General features: G+C 71.3%; 15 protein-coding genes. 3 read left to right on the forward strand and 12 right to left on the reverse strand.

The annotated features are described in order from the left end of the window. Positions 1-210: 210 nt before the first annotated feature. From ACFWPS_RS48560 to ACFWPS_RS48605, 10 genes are all read right to left on the reverse strand, one after another. Positions 211-1,293 (reverse strand): S1 family peptidase, encoded by a 1,083-nt coding sequence (locus ACFWPS_RS48560; protein WP_383719329.1) that lies wholly within the window; start codon positions 1,291-1,293, stop codon positions 211-213. 259 nt (positions 1,294-1,552) lie between these two features. Next, positions 1,553-2,380 (reverse strand): slipin family protein, encoded by an 828-nt coding sequence (locus tag ACFWPS_RS48565; protein ID WP_383719379.1) that lies wholly within the window; start codon positions 2,378-2,380, stop codon positions 1,553-1,555. A gap of 133 nt (positions 2,381-2,513) precedes the next feature. Further along, entirely contained in the window at positions 2,514-3,413 is a 900-nt protein-coding gene (locus ACFWPS_RS48570) for a S1 family peptidase (RefSeq protein WP_383719332.1), read from the reverse strand. 249 nt (positions 3,414-3,662) lie between these two features. Further along, positions 3,663-4,442, reverse strand: a complete 780-nt coding sequence (locus ACFWPS_RS48575; protein ID WP_383719335.1) for a DUF1684 domain-containing protein — start codon at positions 4,440-4,442, stop codon at positions 3,663-3,665. Positions 4,443-4,569: 127 nt separating this feature from the next. Next, complete coding sequence (locus tag ACFWPS_RS48580) at positions 4,570-5,385, reverse strand: LLM class flavin-dependent oxidoreductase (RefSeq protein WP_383719338.1); 816 nt, start codon at positions 5,383-5,385, stop codon at positions 4,570-4,572. A gap of 113 nt (positions 5,386-5,498) precedes the next feature. After that, positions 5,499-7,271 carry an FAD/NAD(P)-binding protein gene (locus ACFWPS_RS48585; protein WP_383719340.1) on the reverse strand — a complete coding sequence of 591 codons (1,773 nt, stop codon included), beginning with the start codon at positions 7,269-7,271 and terminating at the stop codon, positions 5,499-5,501. 595 nt (positions 7,272-7,866) lie between these two features. Next, on the reverse strand, positions 7,867-8,469 hold the full coding sequence (locus ACFWPS_RS48590; RefSeq protein ID WP_383719343.1) for an ATP/GTP-binding protein: 603 nt from the start codon (positions 8,467-8,469) through the stop codon (positions 7,867-7,869). Then, positions 8,453-8,803 carry a DUF742 domain-containing protein gene (locus tag ACFWPS_RS48595; protein ID WP_383719345.1) on the reverse strand — a complete coding sequence of 117 codons (351 nt, stop codon included), beginning with the start codon at positions 8,801-8,803 and terminating at the stop codon, positions 8,453-8,455. Before ACFWPS_RS48595 ends, ACFWPS_RS48590 begins: the two co-directional genes overlap by 17 nt. Beyond that, positions 8,800-9,228 (reverse strand): roadblock/LC7 domain-containing protein, encoded by a 429-nt coding sequence (locus tag ACFWPS_RS48600; protein ID WP_383719348.1) that lies wholly within the window; start codon positions 9,226-9,228, stop codon positions 8,800-8,802. Before ACFWPS_RS48600 ends, ACFWPS_RS48595 begins: the two co-directional genes overlap by 4 nt. Beyond that, complete coding sequence (locus ACFWPS_RS48605) at positions 9,225-11,492, reverse strand: nitrate- and nitrite sensing domain-containing protein (protein WP_383719351.1); 2,268 nt, start codon at positions 11,490-11,492, stop codon at positions 9,225-9,227. The genes ACFWPS_RS48600 and ACFWPS_RS48605 overlap by 4 nt, the downstream gene beginning before the upstream one ends. Positions 11,493-12,189: 697 nt before the next feature. Here ACFWPS_RS48605 and ACFWPS_RS48610 point away from each other — a divergent pair. Further along, positions 12,190-12,630 carry a cell division protein SepF gene (locus ACFWPS_RS48610; protein ID WP_089102969.1) on the forward strand — a complete coding sequence of 147 codons (441 nt, stop codon included), beginning with the start codon at positions 12,190-12,192 and terminating at the stop codon, positions 12,628-12,630. Between the two features lie 41 nt (positions 12,631-12,671). On the opposite strand, the gene ACFWPS_RS48615 is transcribed toward ACFWPS_RS48610, so the two are convergent. After that, the gene (locus ACFWPS_RS48615) at positions 12,672-13,865 is read right to left on the reverse strand and encodes an acyl-CoA dehydrogenase family protein (RefSeq protein WP_383719353.1); all 1,194 of its coding nucleotides are present in this window, start codon (positions 13,863-13,865) and stop codon (positions 12,672-12,674) included. A gap of 535 nt (positions 13,866-14,400) precedes the next feature. Next, positions 14,401-16,011 (reverse strand): MFS transporter, encoded by a 1,611-nt coding sequence (locus ACFWPS_RS48620; protein WP_383719356.1) that lies wholly within the window; start codon positions 16,009-16,011, stop codon positions 14,401-14,403. 260 nt (positions 16,012-16,271) lie between these two features. On the opposite strand from ACFWPS_RS48620, the gene ACFWPS_RS48625 reads away from it, so the two are divergent. Together ACFWPS_RS48625 and ACFWPS_RS48630 are read left to right on the forward strand one after the other, a co-directional pair. Then, positions 16,272-17,573 carry a mannosyltransferase family protein gene (locus ACFWPS_RS48625; RefSeq protein ID WP_383719359.1) on the forward strand — a complete coding sequence of 434 codons (1,302 nt, stop codon included), beginning with the start codon at positions 16,272-16,274 and terminating at the stop codon, positions 17,571-17,573. 238 nt (positions 17,574-17,811) lie between these two features. Next, a complete protein-coding gene (locus tag ACFWPS_RS48630) occupies positions 17,812-18,834 on the forward strand; it encodes a phosphatase PAP2 family protein (RefSeq protein ID WP_383719362.1) in 1,023 nt (340 codons plus the stop codon). Positions 18,835-18,994: the final 160 nt, after the last annotated feature.

Here is an 18,994-nt window from a genome sequence, read left to right on the forward strand (position 1 = left end):
TCCATGGCGCTCTGCGACGCATGCGGCACTTTCCGTAACGATCGGTGACTCTCGGGGTGGCCCGGACGCACCGCGGCCAGGACCCGGCCGGCGTCGGCGCATGCCAAAAGGCCCCGCCCCCTCGGAGGGGGCGGGGCCCAGCAGGGATACCGCGCGTGTCAGCCGATCCGGGACGCCGGGGCCGTCAGCCGATCCGGGACGCCGGGGCCGTCAGCCGATCCGGGTCCCCGTCGCCGTCAGTGCCTCCGTCACCGGCTGGAAGAACGTCTCCCCGCCGGAGGTGCAGTCGCCGCTGCCGCCGGAGGTCAGGCCGATCGCGTTGCTGCCGGAGAAGAGCGAGCCGCCGCTGTCGCCGGGCTCGGCGCACACGTCGGTCTGGATGAGCCCGCTCACCGTGCCCTCGGAGTAGTTCACGGTGGCGTTGAGGCCGGTGACCGTGCCGTCGTGGACCTGGGTGGTGGAGCCGCTGCGGGTCACCTTCATGCCCACGGTGGCCTCGGCCGCGCCGGTGATCTGCTGGGCGGAGCCGTCGTAGAGGTCGACCTCGCTCGGGTGGTCCACGTCCGAGGTGTACTTGACCAGGCCGAAGTCGTTGCCCGGGAAGCTGGACTGGGTGTTCTGGCCGATCACGGTCCCGGAGGAGTCCGACCAGCTGGAGATGGCCTCGGTGCAGTGTCCGGCGGTCAGGAAGTACGGCTCGCCGTCCTTGACCACGTTGAAACCGAGCGAACAGCGGCCGCCCGAGCCGGTGATCGCGTCGCCGCCGGCGATGAAGGGCCTGAACTCCCCCTTGGAGTGCCGAAGTTCGACCTTCTCGCCGAGCCCGTCGACGACCTTGGTGAGCTTGGCCAGCTCGGCCCCGGTGACCGTCCTGTCGGCGGTGACGACGACCTTGTTGCCGACCGGGTCGGTCGCCCACGAGGTGCCGGGGATGGTCGCGTCCTGCTTCAGCGCGGTGCGCGCGCCGTCGAGTTCGGCGAGGGAGTTGGCGACGAGTCTCGCCTTGGCCCCGGCCGCCTCGACCGCCTTGGCAGTGGAGTCGTCGAGCACGTTGACGACGAGGTTCTTCGACCGGGCGTCGTAGTAGGTGCCCGCCGTGTCGGTGCCGAGGTCGGCGGCGAGGGTCGAGGCGAGCTTTCCGGCCGCCGGGGCGGACAGGGTCTGCGGTGCGGCGGCAGCCTTGGCGGGCTCGCTGGCGTTCGCACTCTGGAAGGTCACTCCGGCGGCGACGAGCGCGGCGACACCCGCGCCGGCGAGCGCCACCCGGCGCCCGGGTATGCGTCGGTGCTTCAACTCATGTCCTCCTGTGGGGGGGTCGGCCCGCAAGGTTGTGGGGACCTTGAGGACCGGAAGGCTGGTTGACGGCCGCCTACTATTCCGAGACCCGCAGGGAGCACACAAGGTCGACTTCAGGTCTCGCGTGCGCGGATGTTGTGCGCCCCCTGTGCCCGGGGCGTGCACAGGGGGAAGTCACCCCAGGAGGATTCGCACTGCAAACACCGCGTGCGAGCAACGGGCGGCCGACAGTGGCGTCCGCCCTGGTCGTCTCCGGCTATCCCTGGCCGGAATTCGCCCCCGCCGGCCCGTCGGCGCCACCAGCCCCTCCCGCCGGGGGCAGTGGCTGCTGTGCCCGCTCCAGGAACCTCAGCAGCTCCACCGGGAACGGCAGCACCAGCGTCGAGTTCTTCTCGGCGGCGACCGCCACCACCGTCTGCAGCAACCGCAGTTGGAGCGCGGCGGGCTGTTCCGACATCTCCTTGGCGGCCTCCGCGAGCTTCTTGGAGGCCTGGAGTTCGGCGTCGGCGTTGATGACACGGGCCCGGCGCTCCCGGTCGGCCTCGGCCTGCCGGGCCATGGACCGCTTCATGGTCTCGGGCAGCGAGACGTCCTTGATCTCGACGCGGTCGATGGTGACACCCCACTCCACGGCCGGGCTGTCGATCATCAGCTCCAGGCCCTGGTTGAGCTTTTCGCGATTCGACAGCAGGTCGTCCAGCTCGCTCTTGCCGATGATGGACCGGAGCGAGGTCTGCGCCATCTGCGCGACCGCGAACCGGTAGTCCTCGACCCGGACGACCGCCTCGGCGGGCGAGGTCACCCTGAAGTAGACGACGGCGTCGACGCGCACGGTCACGTTGTCCCGGGTGATGCCCTCCTGCCCGGGCACCGGCATCGTGACGATCTGCATGTTGACCTTCTGGAGCCGGTCCACGAACGGGAGGATCATGGTGAACCCGGGTCCACGCACCTCCGGTCGGAGCCGGCCGAGGCGGAACACCACGCCCCGTTCGTACTGTTTGACGACCCGTGCCGCGGACATCGCGTAGACCGCTCCAACGGACACGAGAGCGGCTGCGGCCGCCACCAGCGCCTCGACCATGCCGGCCCCCAAGGGGTGACTCACTTCAACGGTCCTTCGACGGTAACTCCGGGTTCGTACAAGGGCGAGCCCCCGTACGCCGGTTGCGTACGGGGGCTCGCCGGGAGTCGACGGGAGTCGATCCGAAGGGTCGTCAGCCGACGCTCACGCCGTAGTAGCTCAGCGCCTCGGTGACCGGCTGGAAGAAGGTCGTACCGCCGGAGGTGCAGTCGCCGCTGCCGCCGGAGGTCAGACCGTAGGCCACGGTACCGCCGTAGAGCGGGCCGCCGCTGTCGCCGCCCTCGGCGCAGACCGTGGTCTGGATCATGCCGTAGACGATGTCACCGCTGCCGTAGTTGACGGTGGCGTTGAGCGCGGTGACCCGGCCGCTGTGCGTGCCGGTGGTCGAACCGCGGCGGTACACCGTCGTCCCGACGCTGGGCGTGGCCGCGCTGGAGATGGTCTGGCTGCCGACCGCGCTCGGGTGCGCGATCGAGGTGTTGGTGTACTTCACCAGCGCGAAGTCGTTCGTCGGGAAGCTGTAGCCGACGTTCGTGCCGAGGACGGTGGTGTGGCCGGAGTTGCTGTACCAGGTCGAGGCCACCTCACCGCAGTGCCCGGCGGTCAGGAAGTAGTACGTGCTCCCGCTGTGCACGTTGAAGCCGAGCGAGCAGCGGTAGGCGCCGCCGTAGATGGCGTCGCCGCCGGTGATCAGTTTCTTGAAGGTGCCGTTGGTGTGCTTGATGGTGAGCGCTCCGGCGTCGGCGCCCGCCTGCCGCTTGATCTTGGCGATCTCGGCATTGGAGACCGTGGAGTCCACGGTGAGGACGACACGGTTGGTCTTGCTGTCCACGGACCAGGCGGTGCCGGGGACGTCTGCCTTCAGAACAGAGCTGTTCACGGCCTTCAGCTGGGTCGTGCTGAAGGGGTGTGCGTCGCTCGCGCTCGCGGTGGGGACTGCGAACGCTGCCGCGGCCAGGAAGCCGGTGCCCACGGCGATCAGCCGGGTCCGTCTTGTGATACCGCTGCGTGGGGTGGTGCGCTTGATCCTCACTTGTCGTTCCCTCCCAGGGGACGTCGGGGGCCCGCGTGGGGTCGGGGCCCGTGAGGCGCAGCCAGGGGTGGCGCCCGGATTTCGGACACACATGCCCCTGACAAGCGCTGTGGGGGAGTATTCGGGCGAACGACCGGTGGCCGCAAGGGGGCCTTTCGGCCGTGCGACTGTGTTCGAACCACGCCGACTTTGTGTGATCCTGTCGCGGTCCGGGCGAGTTGACCCCATGTCACATTCCCCGTGAAAGCCTCAGCCGAGCTTGCGCTCCCCCGCCTCGACCGCGAGGTCCAGGGTGTTGCCGGGGGGCGGGAACGGGCAGATGAAGTGGTCCGCGAAGGCGCACTGCGGCAGCTGTGCCCGGTTGAAGTCGACGGTGGTGGAGCCGTCGGCGGCCGGGGCGGCCGAATAGAGGAACCTGAACCGGAAACTGCTGCCCCCGCCGGTGGTGTCGGCGAACACCGCCCACAGCCGGCCGTCGGCCTGCTCGGCGACCTGGAGCGTCAGCTCCCGGCCGGCCACGGTGAAGCCGAGTTCCCCGGCGAGCACGAGCGCACGCTCCACTCCGTCGGCGGTTTCGACGCGGACGGTGTGCGGGTCGTCGTCGTACGGCGTGAAGCGTCCCGGCACCGACCAGCGCGGGTCGTAGGGGGTGGCGTCGATGCCCCGGAAGGCGCGGCGGGTCGCGGCGGCCGGGTCGTAGTCCCGTACGCCCCAGACGCCCTCGCGGACCAGCACGACCAGCCGGCGCTCGCCGAACGTGACCCGGGCCGAGGGTTCGCGGTCGGCGGCGAGCCGGATCTCACCGGCGAAGGGCTCGCCGTCCAGGGCCAGGCCGTCGGCCGCCGTCGCGGTGAGCCGGACGCCGTCCCCGTCGACCGCCCAGATTCCGGGGACGGCCGGCAGCCGGCCGTCCGGATGGTCCTCGATCCAGTGACTGCCGACCAGCGCGAGCGGCCCGTACGGCGCCGACACCGTCTCCTCGCGGTGTTCGTGCCAGCGCTTCCAGTCCCCGGACGCGTCCGCGTTCATACGATCAGTCCTTCCATGGCTTTCGTCATGACGTCATGACTCACACCATGACTCGCGCCATGGCTCACGTCATGTCTCTCTCATATGCGCTCGGTCCGTCCCCGACGACCGGAGAGCGCAGGGTATTTCAGGGCGCCGCGAGTTGCCCGGCGGGCCGGGCGAGGCCGAGGTGCTCGCGCAGGGTGCTGCCCGGGTAGAAGGTGCGGAACAGGCCACGGTGCTGGAGGAGCGCCACGGTGCCGTTGACCAGCCGTTCCAGGTCGCGGCGCGGTTCGGCGGGGACCAGGTGGAAGCCGTCGGTGGCACCCTCACCGTGCCAGCCGGCGACCAGCTCCGCCAAATCCACCGGGCCGCCTCGGTACAGCGGTCCCTGCACGGTCTGCCGGGGCCCGCCGCCACCGTGTCCCGGCTCGGCCGCGCGCTCCCCGTCGCCCAGGTCCACCACCAGGCTCACCAGCACCCGCAGCGCTTCCGGATCCCGCCCGGACTCCCGTGCGTACTCCCGCAGTTCGTCCCGTACGGCGGCGGCCTGCGCCGAGCTCGCGGCCCGCACCAGGGCGACGTCGGCGTACCGGGCGGCGGCCTGCCGGGCGGCGGGCTCGGTGGCGTCGGCCACCCGGACCGGCTGCTCCGGCGCGGGCCCCGGGTCCTCGCTCCAGCGGCCGGCGCGGCCCCGGCTGACCCGGTCGAGGTGGGCGACGGCGGCCTCGGGGGCGGTCGTCATCGGTACCAGCCCGATCCGCCGGGTGGCCGGGGCCACCTGCGCCAGCACGGTGAGCGCGTCGGTCTCCGTCCACCCGAACCGGCCGTCGAGCGTCACGAAGTCCAGTCCCCCGCTCTCGGCGAGCCGCACCAGCTCGACGTAGCGCTCCGCGTCGAACACGCCGACCTGATCCACGGCGGCGGCCAGATGCAGCAGCCCCCGGCCGTACGAGCCGGTCATCACCACGAACCTCCCTGTAAGACACCCGTTTCACACAAGCCGCCGCAATCCCTTCTCAACAGCGCTGACAACACTTTTCGAGGCGGTGGCCTCCCGGCTCGCCGCAACGGCACTCAGCCATGGCCGGACCCCGCGGCGGCCCCGCCCGCCAGGTCGGCCAGGAAGGCCAGCGCCGCGCGCGCCGTGGCGTCGTTCTGGCGGAACGCGGGTCCTCCGGTGCGCGGCCGGGTGAACGCCCCGGGCGTACGGCCGTTCGTGAACGGCCCGAGCGCGAACCGCCTTGGATGCGGCCGCCCGCCCCCGTCGAGGATCCGCCCGTCGGCGGGGTCCACCCTGAGCAGCCCGTCGGGTGTCTCGGCGGCCTCGCCGGCGTGCAGCTCGCGCAGCAGCGTGTCCCGGGCGCGCCCCACGGTCGGCTCGGGCAGCCTCGCCTCGACAAGGGCCCGCGCCTCCACGGCAAACCCGGGCACGGTGTCGGCGGACGCCCGGAACACCCCGTCCGCCGCCGTCACCGTCATCCCGGCGCCGACGAACCGCAGTACCCCGGCCCGGGACAGAGCGAGCATCTGCCGCAGCCGGGGGCCGGGCGGCCCGGAGGCGACATAGCTGAAGAACCCGTGCCACCAGGGCCCGATGTCGCCGAGCCGCACCAACTGCCCGTAGACGGAGAGCAGTCCGAGGAACACCGCCAGGTCGGGGCTGTACGCGGGATCGTGCCGGCGGTCCAGGTCCGCCTCGATGTAGCCGCGCAGCCCTTCCTGGAACTCCTCGTGCGACCCGTACCGTACCCCGTCCAGCGGGTGGTCCAGCGCCGCGAGATCGAGCCGGTCGGCGGGATCCGGTACGGCGGCCGCCACCAGCGCGCGTACCTCGGCGTCGCCCTCGGCCGCGGCGTACTTCTCCTCGAAGTCCCGCCAGGCGACGGCCGTCCGCTCGGGGTGGACGGTGAACAGCCGGTGGTAGTGGGCGAAGCCCAACTCCTTCTCCACCAGCGGCCACACGTCCCGCCGGAAGTCGAAGCCTCCCGGCCTGGCGGCGAGTTCGTCGATCTCGCCGGGTCCGAGGAACCGGGGCAGCGGCGGGCGTTCGCCGGTCCAGTCGTACCCTATCTTCGAGTGGTACGGCACTCCGCGCCGCGACCCGACGTACAGCACCGGCTCCTGCCCGGACGGCACGTAGGTGTCGCCGTCGTAGCGTCCGCCCCGTCCCTCGGTGAGCAGCACCATCAGGTCGACGAAGGCGAGCCCGAACCCCCGCACGAGCACCGGTTCGCCGGGCCGCAGTGCGGACAGGTCGCTGTCGGCGGTGAAGTCGGGCGGCAGGTGGAGCAGGCCGTGCGCGTCGGCGTAGGCGGCCAACGCGGCCTGTTCCGGGTCGAGTTCGGCGTCCAGGTGACCGAGGGCGAGGACGACGAGGTCGGCGAGGAGCGGACGTGGCCGGCCCTCCAGCCAGACCTGCTGGCGGCCCTCGCGCGGCCCGCTCACCCGCAGGGCACGGCGCGGGTGGTGGTGGACGGTGACGCCGTCCGGGAGGTCGGCGACGGCCCGGTCGTAGACGTGGCGCAGATAGCGGCCCTGGATCTGCCGGTCGGCGAAGGTACGGCCGTCCAGGCCCGCCCACTCGTGCAGGGTGGGGCCCTCCCGCACCGGCCCGGCCATCCGCACCGTCTCGTCCGTGAACATGGTGACGTCCTCGGCGTGCGAGTTCATCCACAGCAGCGGTGACTGGGCGGCCCGCCAGATGCGTCCGGCGCCCGGCGGATGCGGGTCGACCAGATGGATGTCGAGGCCCGAGCCGGCGTACAGCTCGGGCGCGTTGGCGGCGATGCGCTCCAGGAGACCGGTCCCCCGCGGCCCGGCCCCCACGATCACCAGCTGGGGCCTCATCGGGCGGCCCGCGAGGTGGAACGGTCGGCCGCGGGCCCGGGTATGCCGGAGGCGGGAGCGGTGGTGGTTCTGACGAGGGTCTCGGAAGACATGCGAAGGCTCCGTGGCGGATCAATCGAACACGGTGGACGCGCACACGGGGGTGCGGGTGCCTTCACACGGAACGCCGGAGTACGGCGCTCCTACGGCCGAGCCCCTCAGCAGGGCCGTCCGTCGACTCTACGGCGCCGTTTCCCCTCGTTGTCAAGGGCGTCCAGAGTGTGGGCAGCGCGTCTCAGCTCAGTTGACGGAAAACCGGAGACCTGTTCCACTTGGCCCATGCATCCACAGCAGTGGCTGGTCAAGCGCTCCCACATCGACCTCGGTCGCGTGTGGTCCTGTTCCTGTTGAGCTGACCCCCTGCGCGCCCCGCGGACAGCGGGGACTCCTCGCGTTCTCCGCCGCGCCCCACCCTTTCGCCTTCACACGCGCACCCCTCCCTCACGCCCCGCACGCAAAAACAGACGCCCAGTTCACGTGCCCCGAAGGGGCGCGGGGAACTGCGCGCCCGGCCACGACGATCCCGCAGCCGCCGCACCACCCCGCGCCCCACCCCCTACCGCGACATCACCGCCGCCCTTCTCTTCGCGGGCCCGACCCGCTGCCCGATCACCCGGTCCATCAGCGCCCCCAGCACATCCCGCACCGCCCCCCGGTCCCGCGCGTCGCACTCCAGTACCGGCACATCGGCCCCCAGCCCCAACGCCTCCCGGATCTCCTCCAGTTCGAACCGCTCGGCACCATCGAAGCGGTTCACGGCGAGGACGAAGGGCGCCCCATGGGCCTCGAAGTAGTCGACGGCGGGAAAGCACTCCTCGATCCGGCGGGTGTCCGCGAGGACCACCGTGCCCAGCGCTCCCTCCACCAGGTCGTCCCACAGGAACGAGAACCGGTCCTGCCCGGGCGTCCCGAACAGGTACAGCGCGACGGCCGGATCCAGCGTGATCCGGCCGAAGTCGAGCGCCACGGTCGTCGTGGTCTTGGACTCGACCCCGGCGAGCGAGTCGACGCCGACCGACACCTGGGTGATCGCCGCCTCCGTGTCCAGCGGCTCGATCTCCGAGATCGCCCCGATGAACGTCGTCTTGCCGACCCCGAGTCCCCCGCTCACCACGATCTTCACGGCGAGCGGCACGATCCTGTCAGAGCGCCCGGACATGGTCCCTGATCCTTTCGAGCATCTGGAGCGGCAGCTCCGCGGGTTGCCGGCAGGCGAGCTGCCCGGCGACGACGAGATCGGAGATCAGCACCTTGGCGACTCCGAGGGGTACGCCGACCCGGTGCGCCACCTCGGCGACCGTCGTCGGCTGTGCGCACACCGCCACGATGTGCCGGCGTTCGAACGTGAGCGACTCGTCCGGCGCGCCCACGGCCACGACCAGCGTCTCCAGCCGCAGATCGGTCTGGAGCGGCTCGGCCCGCCCGCCGGTGATGATGAACGGCCGTACGAAGGACGTGTCCTCGACGGGCTCGGCAGGCTCCTGCGCACTCATCGCGGCAACGCCTGCCGCAGATCGGCGATGAGCGTCGGCGTCAGCAGGTCACCGGCCCGTTCCGCGAGCACCGCCATCTCGTAGCCGACCAGGCCCAGTTCGCCGCTGGAGTCGGCGAGGACGCCGAGACAGCTGCCGTCCCGGATCGCGGAGACCAGCAGGAAGCCGCGCCCCATCTCGATCATGATGAGCTTGACCCCGTCGAAGCCGTACCGCTTGGACGCGCTGCGCGCGAGCGACGAGAGCCCCGACACGATCGCCGCGAGATGGTCGGCCTCGGTGCGCCCGAGCCCGTCCGAGACGGCGATCAGCAGTCCGTCGGAGGAGACGGCGACCGCGTCCCGCACCCCGTCCGTGGACCTGACGAAGTTCGCCAGCAGCCAGTTGAAGGTCCGCGAGCCGTTGGGGGTGTCGACGGTGGTCACTTGCCGTCCTCCTCGGTACGCGCCTCGGACGTCTGCGCCTGCGCCTGCGCCTGCTCTTTCTCTTTTTGCTTCTCCTTCTCCACGCTGATCCCGCCCCGCATGTGTGCGCTGCGCAGGGTGGCGAGCATTCCGGAGACCTCTTCGGGGCTGCGGTCGGGGGTGCGCTCGGCGGGCGCCGGGCGGCTGGGCCGGTCCGTCTCGCTGACGGCCTCCGAGATCGCGCTGCGCTGGGGCCGCTTGACTAGGCCGTTACGGGTCCGGGCGGCCGAGGCCCCCTTCTTCTGCGGCTGCGGCTGCTCGGGCCTGGCCTCGGCGGCGACGGAGACGAGCTGCGTCTCGTCGGGCTCCTTGCGCGGCGCGGGTACGGCGGCTGCCGCCTGCTTCGGGGTCGCCGCCGCCTCCGTGAGCAGGTTGACCGGGACGAGCACCCGGGCGACCACGCCGGCGGCGGGCGCCTCCCCCAGCCGTACCTCGATCCCGCACTTGCGGGCGAGCGCGCCGACCACGAAGTGGCCGAGGAACCGGGTGGGTTCGGCCATGAAGCTGGCGGTGCCGGAGAGCCGTACGTTGGCCTCGGCGATCGCCTGGGCGTCCATGCCGAGGCCGTGGTCGACGATGGCGACCAGATAGCCGGCGCTGGTGCGGCGGCCCTCGATCTCCACGTCCGAGTCCGGCGGCGAGAAGCTCAGCGCGTTCTCGACCAGCTCGGCGAGGAGGTGGGCGATCTCGGCGACGACCGAGCCGGTCAGGTGAGCCGGCTCGACCCGGCGCAGGGTGACCCGGCGGTACTCCTCGACCTCGGCGAGGGAGGCGCGCAGCACGTCCGTGATGGACAGCGGGGTGGACCAGGGCCGGGGGCTGGACTCCCCGGCGAGGACGAGCAGGCTCTCGGCGTTGCGGCGCATCCGGGTGGCGAGGTGGTCCAGTTCGAAGAGGTTGGCGAGGGTCGCGGGGTCCGCGTCCTCGTGCTCCAGTTTGTTGATGAAGCTGATCTGCCGGCGCACCAGGTTCTGGTTGCGGCGGCCGAGGCTGACCAGCGAGTCGGTGGTGTTGCGGCGCAGCACGGCCTGCTCGGTGGCGAGGTCGTAGGCGGCCTGCTGCACCCGGTCGAAGGCCTCGGCGACCTCCTTGACCTCGGCGCCGGCCCGGCCGGAGACGGCGAGCGGGGCCGGCGGCTCGGGATGCTCGCCCAAGGAGCCGTCCTGGACGGCGGAGACGGCTTTCGGCAGTCGTTCCCCGGCGACCTCGCGGGCCTGCTGGGCGAGTTCGGCGAGCGGTGCGGAGACGGACCGTACACAGTCGAGGGCGAGCGCGCCGAGCGCGGCGACGGTGCCGAGCGCGAGCAGCAGGAACAGCAGCAGGTCGCGCTGGGCGGTGCCCTCCAGGGCTGAGGCCCGGTTCTCGACGTCGGTGCCGAGCGAGACCTGGACGTCGCGCAGTCCGTTGATGGTGGAGGTCATCGCGTCCCACCACTGCATGGGCGGGATGTCGTTCCACTTCAGCTTCCCGCCGCCCTTGACGGCGGTGTCCTCGTACGCCAGCGCGCGCTCGGCGTCCGGGGTGGTCATGGCCGCGTCCAGGCGGCGCTGCTGTACGTCGGTGGCCGAGCGCGGGAAGGTGTCGAGGGCGGCGATGCGGCCGGCCCGGATCTCCATGAACCGGCTGTAGTCGTCGCCCTGGAACTGCCCGGCGCGCACCGAGCCGAGCACGATGGCGCGCTCCTCGCCGGTGAACTCCTTGGCGTTGCCGAGGATCTGCAGCGCCTGGTAGGCGTCGCGCAGGGTGGCGTCGTGGACGTCGCTCAGGCCGAGGTCGAGCCGGTCGAGGACGGTGATGGTGGTGGTGAAGTAGTCGAAGGTGTCCTTGACCACGCCGGTGTGGTCGTCCGCGTGCTTGCGGATCCCGGCGAGTCCGTCGAGCCGTCCGAGGGACTCGCGCACCGAGCCGGCGGCCGCGTCGGAACGGCCCCGGAGCGCCTGGTCGAGCCGGTCGCGGGCGGTGTCGGTGGCCTTGCGCTGCGCCGGCAGCTTGCCGGCGAACTCCTTGACGCCGCCGACGTATCCGGTGGTGAGACCGCGTTCCTTCTGAAGTTCGTGGATCAGGCCCTGAAGCGTGATCTCCAGCCGGGCGTTGTCCGCGGTGGCGGAGGCGTTGCGATAGGCGGAGACCTGCCCGGCGGCCGCGACGCCCAGCAGCGTCAGCAGGACGGCGAGGGCCAGGACCAGAATCCTCAGGAGCCGGGTGCGAATGGTGGCTGCTTGCACGGAAGTGCCTTAATCATGAGGCGAGTTGATGGATGCGCAGAACCGGGGCAGAAATGGTTCTGCGCTCCGGCCAACGAACCTCTCCGGGCAGCGGTCACCCGATCATGTTTTTGTTTTACGTCGCAGAAACAGGATCAAGGCGAATCCCGAGGCAACCGCCCCCGTGCCCCGATTCCGTATACGGTGACGAACGCGCACGCCGGTTGACGCCGCCCGTCGTCCCGAGCCGGCCGCGGCTCCTGAGCCGCTGTCAGAGTCGTAGGGAGCGGCCCGTGATGACCGCGCCGACCCGCGCGGACCGCCCGCGGTCATCGCGACGGACGCGCCCCGGCCACCGCCCCGCCCTGGCCGGACCGCACAAGTGCGCTGCTCACCGGGCCTTTCTCCCCGCCACCCCGGCGGGACGACCGCGCGATCCGACCATCCCGAAGACGCTTCGAAGACACCCCGAACCGCCTCGGCACGTTCACCCGGACGCACCGTTCATCACCCGCCCGCCGGAACAATCATATTTCACTCTCAGTCAGCAGACCTGTGAGTCAGGGCCCTTGGCACACCTGGGCTCTCGACGTACGGGCTCTGCACCAGTACCGTCACAAACCCCCCGTGCGGCGTCTATCCACTTGGCGCGCCATCCGCATCATGGACGACCATAGGGATGCGGAAGCAAGAAGGACCGCTGTGAGAGGAGGCGTCCATGGGATCGGTACGCAAGGCGAGTGCCTGGCTTGGCCTCGTCGACGACAACGATGACGAGCGCTACTACGACGACGACTACTCGGAAGGGACCGAGCAGCCCGGGGATGCCTGGGTCACCGACCCCCGGGTGAAGGTGGCCTCGGACACCGCCGAGGAGAAGGGCCGCCGGATCGGCACGGTCACCCCGGACAGCTTCCGGGACGCCCGTGCGATCGGCGAGCTGTTCCGTGAGGGTGTGCCGGTCATCGTGAACCTCACGGCCATGGAGCCGGGCGACGCCAAGCGCGTCGTCGACTTCGCGGCCGGGCTGACCTTCGGCCTGCGCGGCACCATCGAGCGGGTCGCCAACCGGGTCTTCCTGCTGACCCCCGCGAACACCGAGATCGTCAGCGGTGAACCGGCCAGGCGCCGGGAGGACGGCTTCTTCAACCAGAGCTGAGGCAGGGCCGGCCGCTCACCGGCCCTGCCCCCGCGCGGGGTTCACCGGAATGCGTCGAGTCCAGTGAGTGCCTTGCCCAGCACCAGCTGGTGCATCTCGACGGTGCCCTCGTAGGTGAGCACCGATTCGAGGTTGGTCGCGTGCCGCATCACGGGATATTCGAGCGAGATCCCGTTCGCCCCGAGGATCGTCCGCGCCGTACGGCAGATCTCGATGGCCTCGCGTACGTTGTTGAGCTTGCCGAAGCTGACCTGCTCGGGACGCAGGCAACCGGCATCCATCCGCCGCCCCAGGTGATGGGCGAGCAGGATTCCCTTGTGCAGTTCGACCGCCATGTCGGCGAGTTTGGCCTGGGTGAGCTGGAAGCCGCCGATGGGCCGACCGAACTGCTCCCGCGACTTCGCGTAGTCGACGGCCGCCTCGAAGCAGGTGCGCGCCGCGCCCATCGCGCCCCACACGATCCCGTAGCGGGCGTGCGACAGACAGCTGAGCGGCCCCTTGAGCCCGACGACCTCGGGCAGTACGGCGTCGGCGGGCAGCCGCACGTCGTCCAGCACCAGCTCACTGGTGACACTGGCCCGCAGCGACCACTTGTGCTTGATCTCCGGCGCCGAGAACCCGGGCGTGTCGGTGGGCACGACGAACCCCCGGATCCCGTTGTCGCTCTGCGCCCATACGACGGCGACGCCCGCCACCGACCCGTTGGTGATCCACATCTTCCGCCCGTTGAGCACCCAGTCGCCGCCGGCGTCGCGCCGGGCGTGGGTCCGCATGGCGGCGGGGTCGGACCCGTGATCGGGTTCGGTGAGCCCGAAGCACCCGATGACGTCGCCGGCGGCCATGGCCGGCAGCCACCGCGACTTCTGTGCCTCACTCCCGAACCGATGGATCGCGTACATGGCGAGCGACCCCTGCACGGACACGAGCGATCGAATACCCGAGTCCGCGGCCTCCAGCTCCAGACAGGCGAGCCCGTACTGCACGGCGGACGCCCCGGCGCACCCGTACCCGCTGAGCGACATCCCGAGCGCCCCGATCGACCCGAGCTCCTTGGCGAGCTCCCTGATACCGGGCAGCTCCCCGCTCTCGTACCAGTCGGCGACGAACGGCAGCACCCGATCCGCCGCCCAGCTCCGCACGGTCTCCCGTACTGCCAGATCCTCCGGCTCCAGAAGATCGTCGATACCGAGCGGATCACCGGCATCGAACGGAGGCAACTTCACGGACGCGGACATCAGAACCCTCCCAAAACTAGCACCGCTAGTTAGACCAGATTACGCACAGTCTCCCTGCTCTCCCACCCACGCACCACCCGTGCGGGTTGGAGGAGGAGCGGGCCGACCTGTGGGGGTACTGCGCCGTCGGCGACAGGCGGGTGCCGGGGCGGATACGTTGACCCCGCCATTCACACAGCCACCCACCAGCAGCGAGCCCTTCCCACCCGCCAGGACGACACATGGGCAGAGAAAGCTTCGACCCACACCCGCCGACGACACCCGCACAGACCGCCCCTCCACCCACCCGAGCAACACGTGGGCAGCGAAGGACCACCCGCACCCGCACCCGCACCCGCACCCGCCGACACACCACCCCCACAGGCCACCCCACCCCTCCACCCACCCACACGAGCGGTGCGTGGGCAGGGAAGGATGACCCGCACCCGCCGACGACACACCACCCCCACAGGTCGGCCCGCCTTTGCTCCTACCCGCACGGGCGGTGCGTGGGTGGGGAAGGGCCGCCTGCGGCGAAGCACCTGCGTGCGCGGCGTTACGCGGAGACGCGGGAGCGTTCGGGTTCTCGAGGGGCGGGGAGTTCCACCGGGGCGTCTCCGCAGTGCATGGTGCGCGGCAGCCTCAGTGCCATCACCGCCCCCAGCAACAACAGCCCCGCGCTCACCAGCAACGTGACATGCAGACCGTGCACGTAGGAGTCCCGCGCCGCCCGGCGCAACGCCGACCCGGCCGGCCCGCCCAGCCGGCCGGCGACCTGGTACGCCTCCCCCAGTGAATGCCCCGCCGCCGCGGATGCCGACGCCGGTACGCCCTGCACCCCGGCCAGCCCCGGCGCGTACGCCGCGTTCATCACGCTGCCGAGGAGCGCGATCCCGATCCCGGCCCCCAGCTGGTACGACGTCTCGCCGATCGCCGCCGCTCCGCCGGCCTGCGCCGCCGGCGCCTCGCTCAGCATCGACTCGTACGCCCCGAAGAGCGTGGTCTCCAGGCCGAAGCCGAGCAGCAGGAAGCCGAAGAGCAGCAGGCCCGCGTTGTCCGCCCCGCCCATCGCGGTCAGCGTGAACACCGCCGCCGCGGTCAGGCAGAAGCCGAAGCACACCATCCGGCGCGGCCCGAATCGCCGCAGCATCCGCGCCCCGGCCAGCCCCGCGGCCATCGCGGCGAGCGTCAGCGGCAGCAGCCGTAGCCCGGTCTGCAACGGCGAGAGGCCCAGCACCAGTTGCAGGTACTGCGCGGCGATCAGCTCAAGGCCCACCAGCGCGAGCATCGCCAGCACGATGCAGCCGACCGCCGTACTGAACGCCGGCCGCGCGAACATCCTCAGGTCCACCAGCGGGAACGCCCGCCGCCGTTGCCGTCGTACGAAGAGGACCAGCAGCAGCGTGCCCAGCAGCAGCGGCGCCACCGTGAGCGCGCTGGCAGCCGGTTCGCCGCCGCCGAGGCGCTTCACGGCGAATACCACGCCGAACAGGCCGACCGCCGCCATCAGCGCGCCGACCACGTCCCACGGGCCGTCGCGGTCGCCCCGCGACTCGGGGAGGAAGAGCCGTCCCACCGGGAGGCTGACCAGCATCAGCGGGATGTTGACGAGGAAGACGGAGCCCCACCAGAAGTGTTCGAGGAGGAAGCCGCCGAGGAGGGGGCCGACGGCCGCGCCGACCGCCGCCACCGCGCTCCAGATGCCGATGGCGAGGGCCCGCTCACGGCGGTCGGGGAAGACCTGCCGGAGGATGGAGAGGGTGGCCGGCATGATCATCGCTCCGCCGACGCCGAGCAGCGCCCGGGCCCCGATCAGCGCCGCCGCGCTCGGCGCGAGAGCGGCCGCCGCGGAGGCGATGCCGAACAGGGCGTAGCCGAGGAGCAGAACCCGCCGCCGGCCCACCCGGTCGCCGAGCGTGCCGAACAGGATCAGCAGCGAGGCGCAGACCAGCGGGTAGACGTCGACGATCCAGAGCAGTTCCATCGCGCCGGGCTTGAGGTCCTCGGTGACGGCGGGCACCGCGACGTGCAGCACGGTCGCGTCGAGGGCGACCAGCAGCAGGCTGACGCAGAGGACGACGAGGACGACCCAGCGGTTGGCACCGGCACCGGCCCTGGACACCGCCCGACGGCGCGGTCGTACGGCGGCCGTGGTCGTCCCGGACATGTACGTACCTCCCAGATGGTCCCTCGCGTGCGGCGGACGGGCGGGGTGGGGACGCCCCGTCGTACGGCCGGAGAGGAGCGGGGTCTCCGGCCCGCGCATACGAACGCGAGTGACACGTCAGCGTACGCGAGTTCGTTCCGGGGTCACGTGGCGGACCTCTCACACTCTCCGGAGAACTCATGTGGCGTACACCACTGCCCCCGCTCTGCACCACGCCCTCGGGATCCCCGTGGTTCCGTGCCCCGTCGATAATCGAGCCCGTGACCGATCTTGAAACGCCCATGGCGGTACCGCGCGCCCCCGCCCTGCGCCGGGCGGCGCCCGCCCTGCTCGGGTACGCGGCCGTGCGCGCCCTCGGCCTGGTCGTGCTGGCCGGATGGAGCGCGGCGCGCGGCAAGAGCGCGTACACCTTGTTGACGGCGCGCTGGGACTCGCTGTGGTACACGCGGGTCGCCGGACCGGGCTACGGCTACGAGGTGCGGCTGCCGAACGGCGACGTCCACTCCAACCTGGCCTTCTTCCCGCTGCTGCCCTGGCTGGAGCGCCTGCTGCACGCGGTCGCGCCCCTGTCGTACGCCGACGCCGGCTTCACGGTGAGTCTGCTCGCCTCACTGGCCGCGGCCTGGGGGATCTTCGCGGTCACGGACGTCGTGTACGGCCCGCGGGTGGGGGTCTGCGCGGTGTTGCTGTGGGCCGTACTGCCCGTCGGGATCGTGCAGTCGATGGCGTACAGCGAGTCGCTGTTCACGGCGCTGGCCGCCTGGTCGCTGTACGCCGTGCTGACCGGCCGCTGGGTGACCGCCGGGGTGCTGGCCGCGCTGGCGGGGCTGACCCGGCCGGTGGGGCTCGCCGTGGTGGTGGCGGTGTGGACGGCGGGGGTGGTCTCGTTCGTGCGGGATCGGAGCAGCGGCGCGCGGGATGGTGGTGCGGATCAACCGGGCGGCGCACACACGGACGAACGCGCCTCCGAGGTGTCCAGCGCCGCCCGCGCCCGGCGCGCCCCGCAGACAACCGGCGCACCACACGCGACACGCGCCCCCCACATCACCACCGCCGACGCCCCGCCCTGGCGCCGCGCCCTCGGCATGCTCCTCGCCCCCGTCGGTGCCGCCGCCTACGTCCTGTGGGTCGGCCACCGCACCGGCCGGGGCCCCCTCGGGTACCTGGACGTCCAGGCGGGCTGGCGTAACGGCTTCGACGGCGGCTATGCGTTCGCACGCTTCGTAGCCGACAAGTTCACGTCATTTCCGTCCGCTCTGGCCGGAGCGGGTTTGATCCTCGGTGTCGGCCTCCTGCTGTGGCTCTACGTGACCGGCGTGCGCCAGCGGCAACCGCTCCCCCTGCTGGTCTACACGGGTGTCGTCCTCGCGCTCGCACTGTGTGCGTCGAGCTACTTCGGGTCCAAGCCGCGGCTGCTGCTGCCGGCCTTCCCCCTGCTGCTGCCGCTCGCCCGGGCCCTCGCCCGGCTGCGCACCGGCAGATCGGCGCTGGTCACGGCGGGTGTGGCAGTGGCCTCGGCGGTCTATGGCGCGTTCTGGCTCAACGGCTCCGGACCTCCATGATCGTTTCGGTGGCTCCGATGAGCAGCCGGAGAATTCCACCCCATGCTTTGGTTAACGAATTCATAAGTGCCATAAAACGGCGACCCGGCATGATCAAAGGAATTGAAGGACGGACCCGCCGAGGATTACGGAATCCTTAGAATTCGGAGGCCTCCTGAGAGGTTTCCCACATCACATCGTCATCACAAAGCCGCAGTTTCGACCGGGAACAGAGCTCACTCGCTGTAACGTCGATTGGGTGCGTACCGAACGAAACCTCACCCGTCTGGACCGGGTGTTCGCCAGGCTGGACCGTGAGCCGGAACGGCCGGCTCACATTGATGTGCCGAAGATGAGCCGGCACCGGGTCGTGTTGTTCACCGCGACCCTCGCCTTCTACCTGGCGATCGTGTGGGCCGTCGTGATCACGTCGTGGCTGGTCCGGCTCGACTGGCAGGTCATGTTCTTCCGGCCGTACCAGCAGTGGTCGGGAATCCACTGGTTCGTCGACTACTACGTGGTCCTCGGCCAGCGCGGCCCGACCGCCGTGATGGTCGCCGCCTGGCTGGGCTGGCGCTCATGGCGGCAGCACACCCTGCGCCCGATGCTGACGCTCGGTGCCTCCCTGCTGCTCCTCAACATCACGGTCGGCGCCGCCAAGCTCGGCATGGGACGCCTCGGACCGCACTACGCGACCGTCATCGGCTCGAACGAGATGGGCCTCGGCGGCGATATATTCCCCAGTGGACACACCGCCAACGCGGTGGTGACCTGGGGAATTCTGGCATATCTGGCCTCCACCCCGAGAGCCCGCCGCTGGCTCTCCGCCGCCTCGGCGGTCACCTCCCTCGGCGTCGGCATGTCCACCGTCTACCTCGGTACGCACTGGCTGAGCGACGTGTTGCTGGGCTGGGCCGCAGGGCTGCTGATCCTGCTGGCGCTGCCGTGGTGCGAGCCGTTCATCGCCCAGGCCGAGACCTGGCTCTTCGACCTGCGCGACCGCTGGCGCGCCCGCCGCGGCAACACGGTGCCCGCCCCGGTCCCGGTGCCCGTGGTCCTCAAGCCGCGTCCGGCGCCCGTCGAGCAGACGACGCCGGAACCCGAGCCGGTCTCCCTGGCCCGCGCGCCCAGGGCCCCGATCCATCTGGCGCCCGGCCCGCACACCGCCCGCTCGGAGCGCACCCCGGTGACCCCGGCGGGCAGCCGCCGCCCGCCGCACCCCGAGCGGCAGCCGCGCGGCACCACCGCCGCCCAGGCGGCCCGCCCCGTGACAGGCGGCTGACGGCCGCCCCACCGGCACGACAGGCCAGTACGGCAGACCGGTTACGACAAGCGGGGGTCAGGTACGCACAGCCGCCCCCGGCACGGCGCACGGGCCCCGTTGCCCAATGGGGAGCACCGGGGCGTCGCCGCTGTAAGATAACCCCAACAGGCGCCCGCCC

Origin of the sequence: Streptomyces sp. NPDC058457, from assembly GCF_042720695.1 — a bacterium.
GTDB lineage: Bacteria > Actinomycetota > Actinomycetes > Streptomycetales > Streptomycetaceae > Streptomyces.

What these genes read in the sequence shown, in the direction of transcription:
- ACFWPS_RS48565 (WP_383719379.1), bottom strand. Translation starts at nt 2,380, where the DNA reads ATGGTCGAGGCGCTGGTGGCGGCCGCAGCCGCTCTCGTGTCCGTTGGA.
- ACFWPS_RS48575 (WP_383719335.1), bottom strand. Translation starts at nt 4,442, where the DNA reads ATGAACGCGGACGCGTCCGGGGACTGGAAGCGCTGGCACGAACACCGC.
- ACFWPS_RS48580 (WP_383719338.1), bottom strand. Translation starts at nt 5,385, where the DNA reads ATGACCGGCTCGTACGGCCGGGGGCTGCTGCATCTGGCCGCCGCCGTG.
- ACFWPS_RS48585 (WP_383719340.1), bottom strand. Translation starts at nt 7,271, where the DNA reads ATGAGGCCCCAGCTGGTGATCGTGGGGGCCGGGCCGCGGGGGACCGGT.
- ACFWPS_RS48590 (WP_383719343.1), bottom strand. Translation starts at nt 8,469, where the DNA reads ATGTCCGGGCGCTCTGACAGGATCGTGCCGCTCGCCGTGAAGATCGTG.
- ACFWPS_RS48595 (WP_383719345.1), bottom strand. Translation starts at nt 8,803, where the DNA reads ATGAGTGCGCAGGAGCCTGCCGAGCCCGTCGAGGACACGTCCTTCGTA.
- ACFWPS_RS48610 (WP_089102969.1), top strand. Translation starts at nt 12,190, where the DNA reads ATGGGATCGGTACGCAAGGCGAGTGCCTGGCTTGGCCTCGTCGACGAC.
- ACFWPS_RS48615 (WP_383719353.1), bottom strand. Translation starts at nt 13,865, where the DNA reads ATGTCCGCGTCCGTGAAGTTGCCTCCGTTCGATGCCGGTGATCCGCTC.
- ACFWPS_RS48620 (WP_383719356.1), bottom strand. Translation starts at nt 16,011, where the DNA reads ATGTCCGGGACGACCACGGCCGCCGTACGACCGCGCCGTCGGGCGGTG.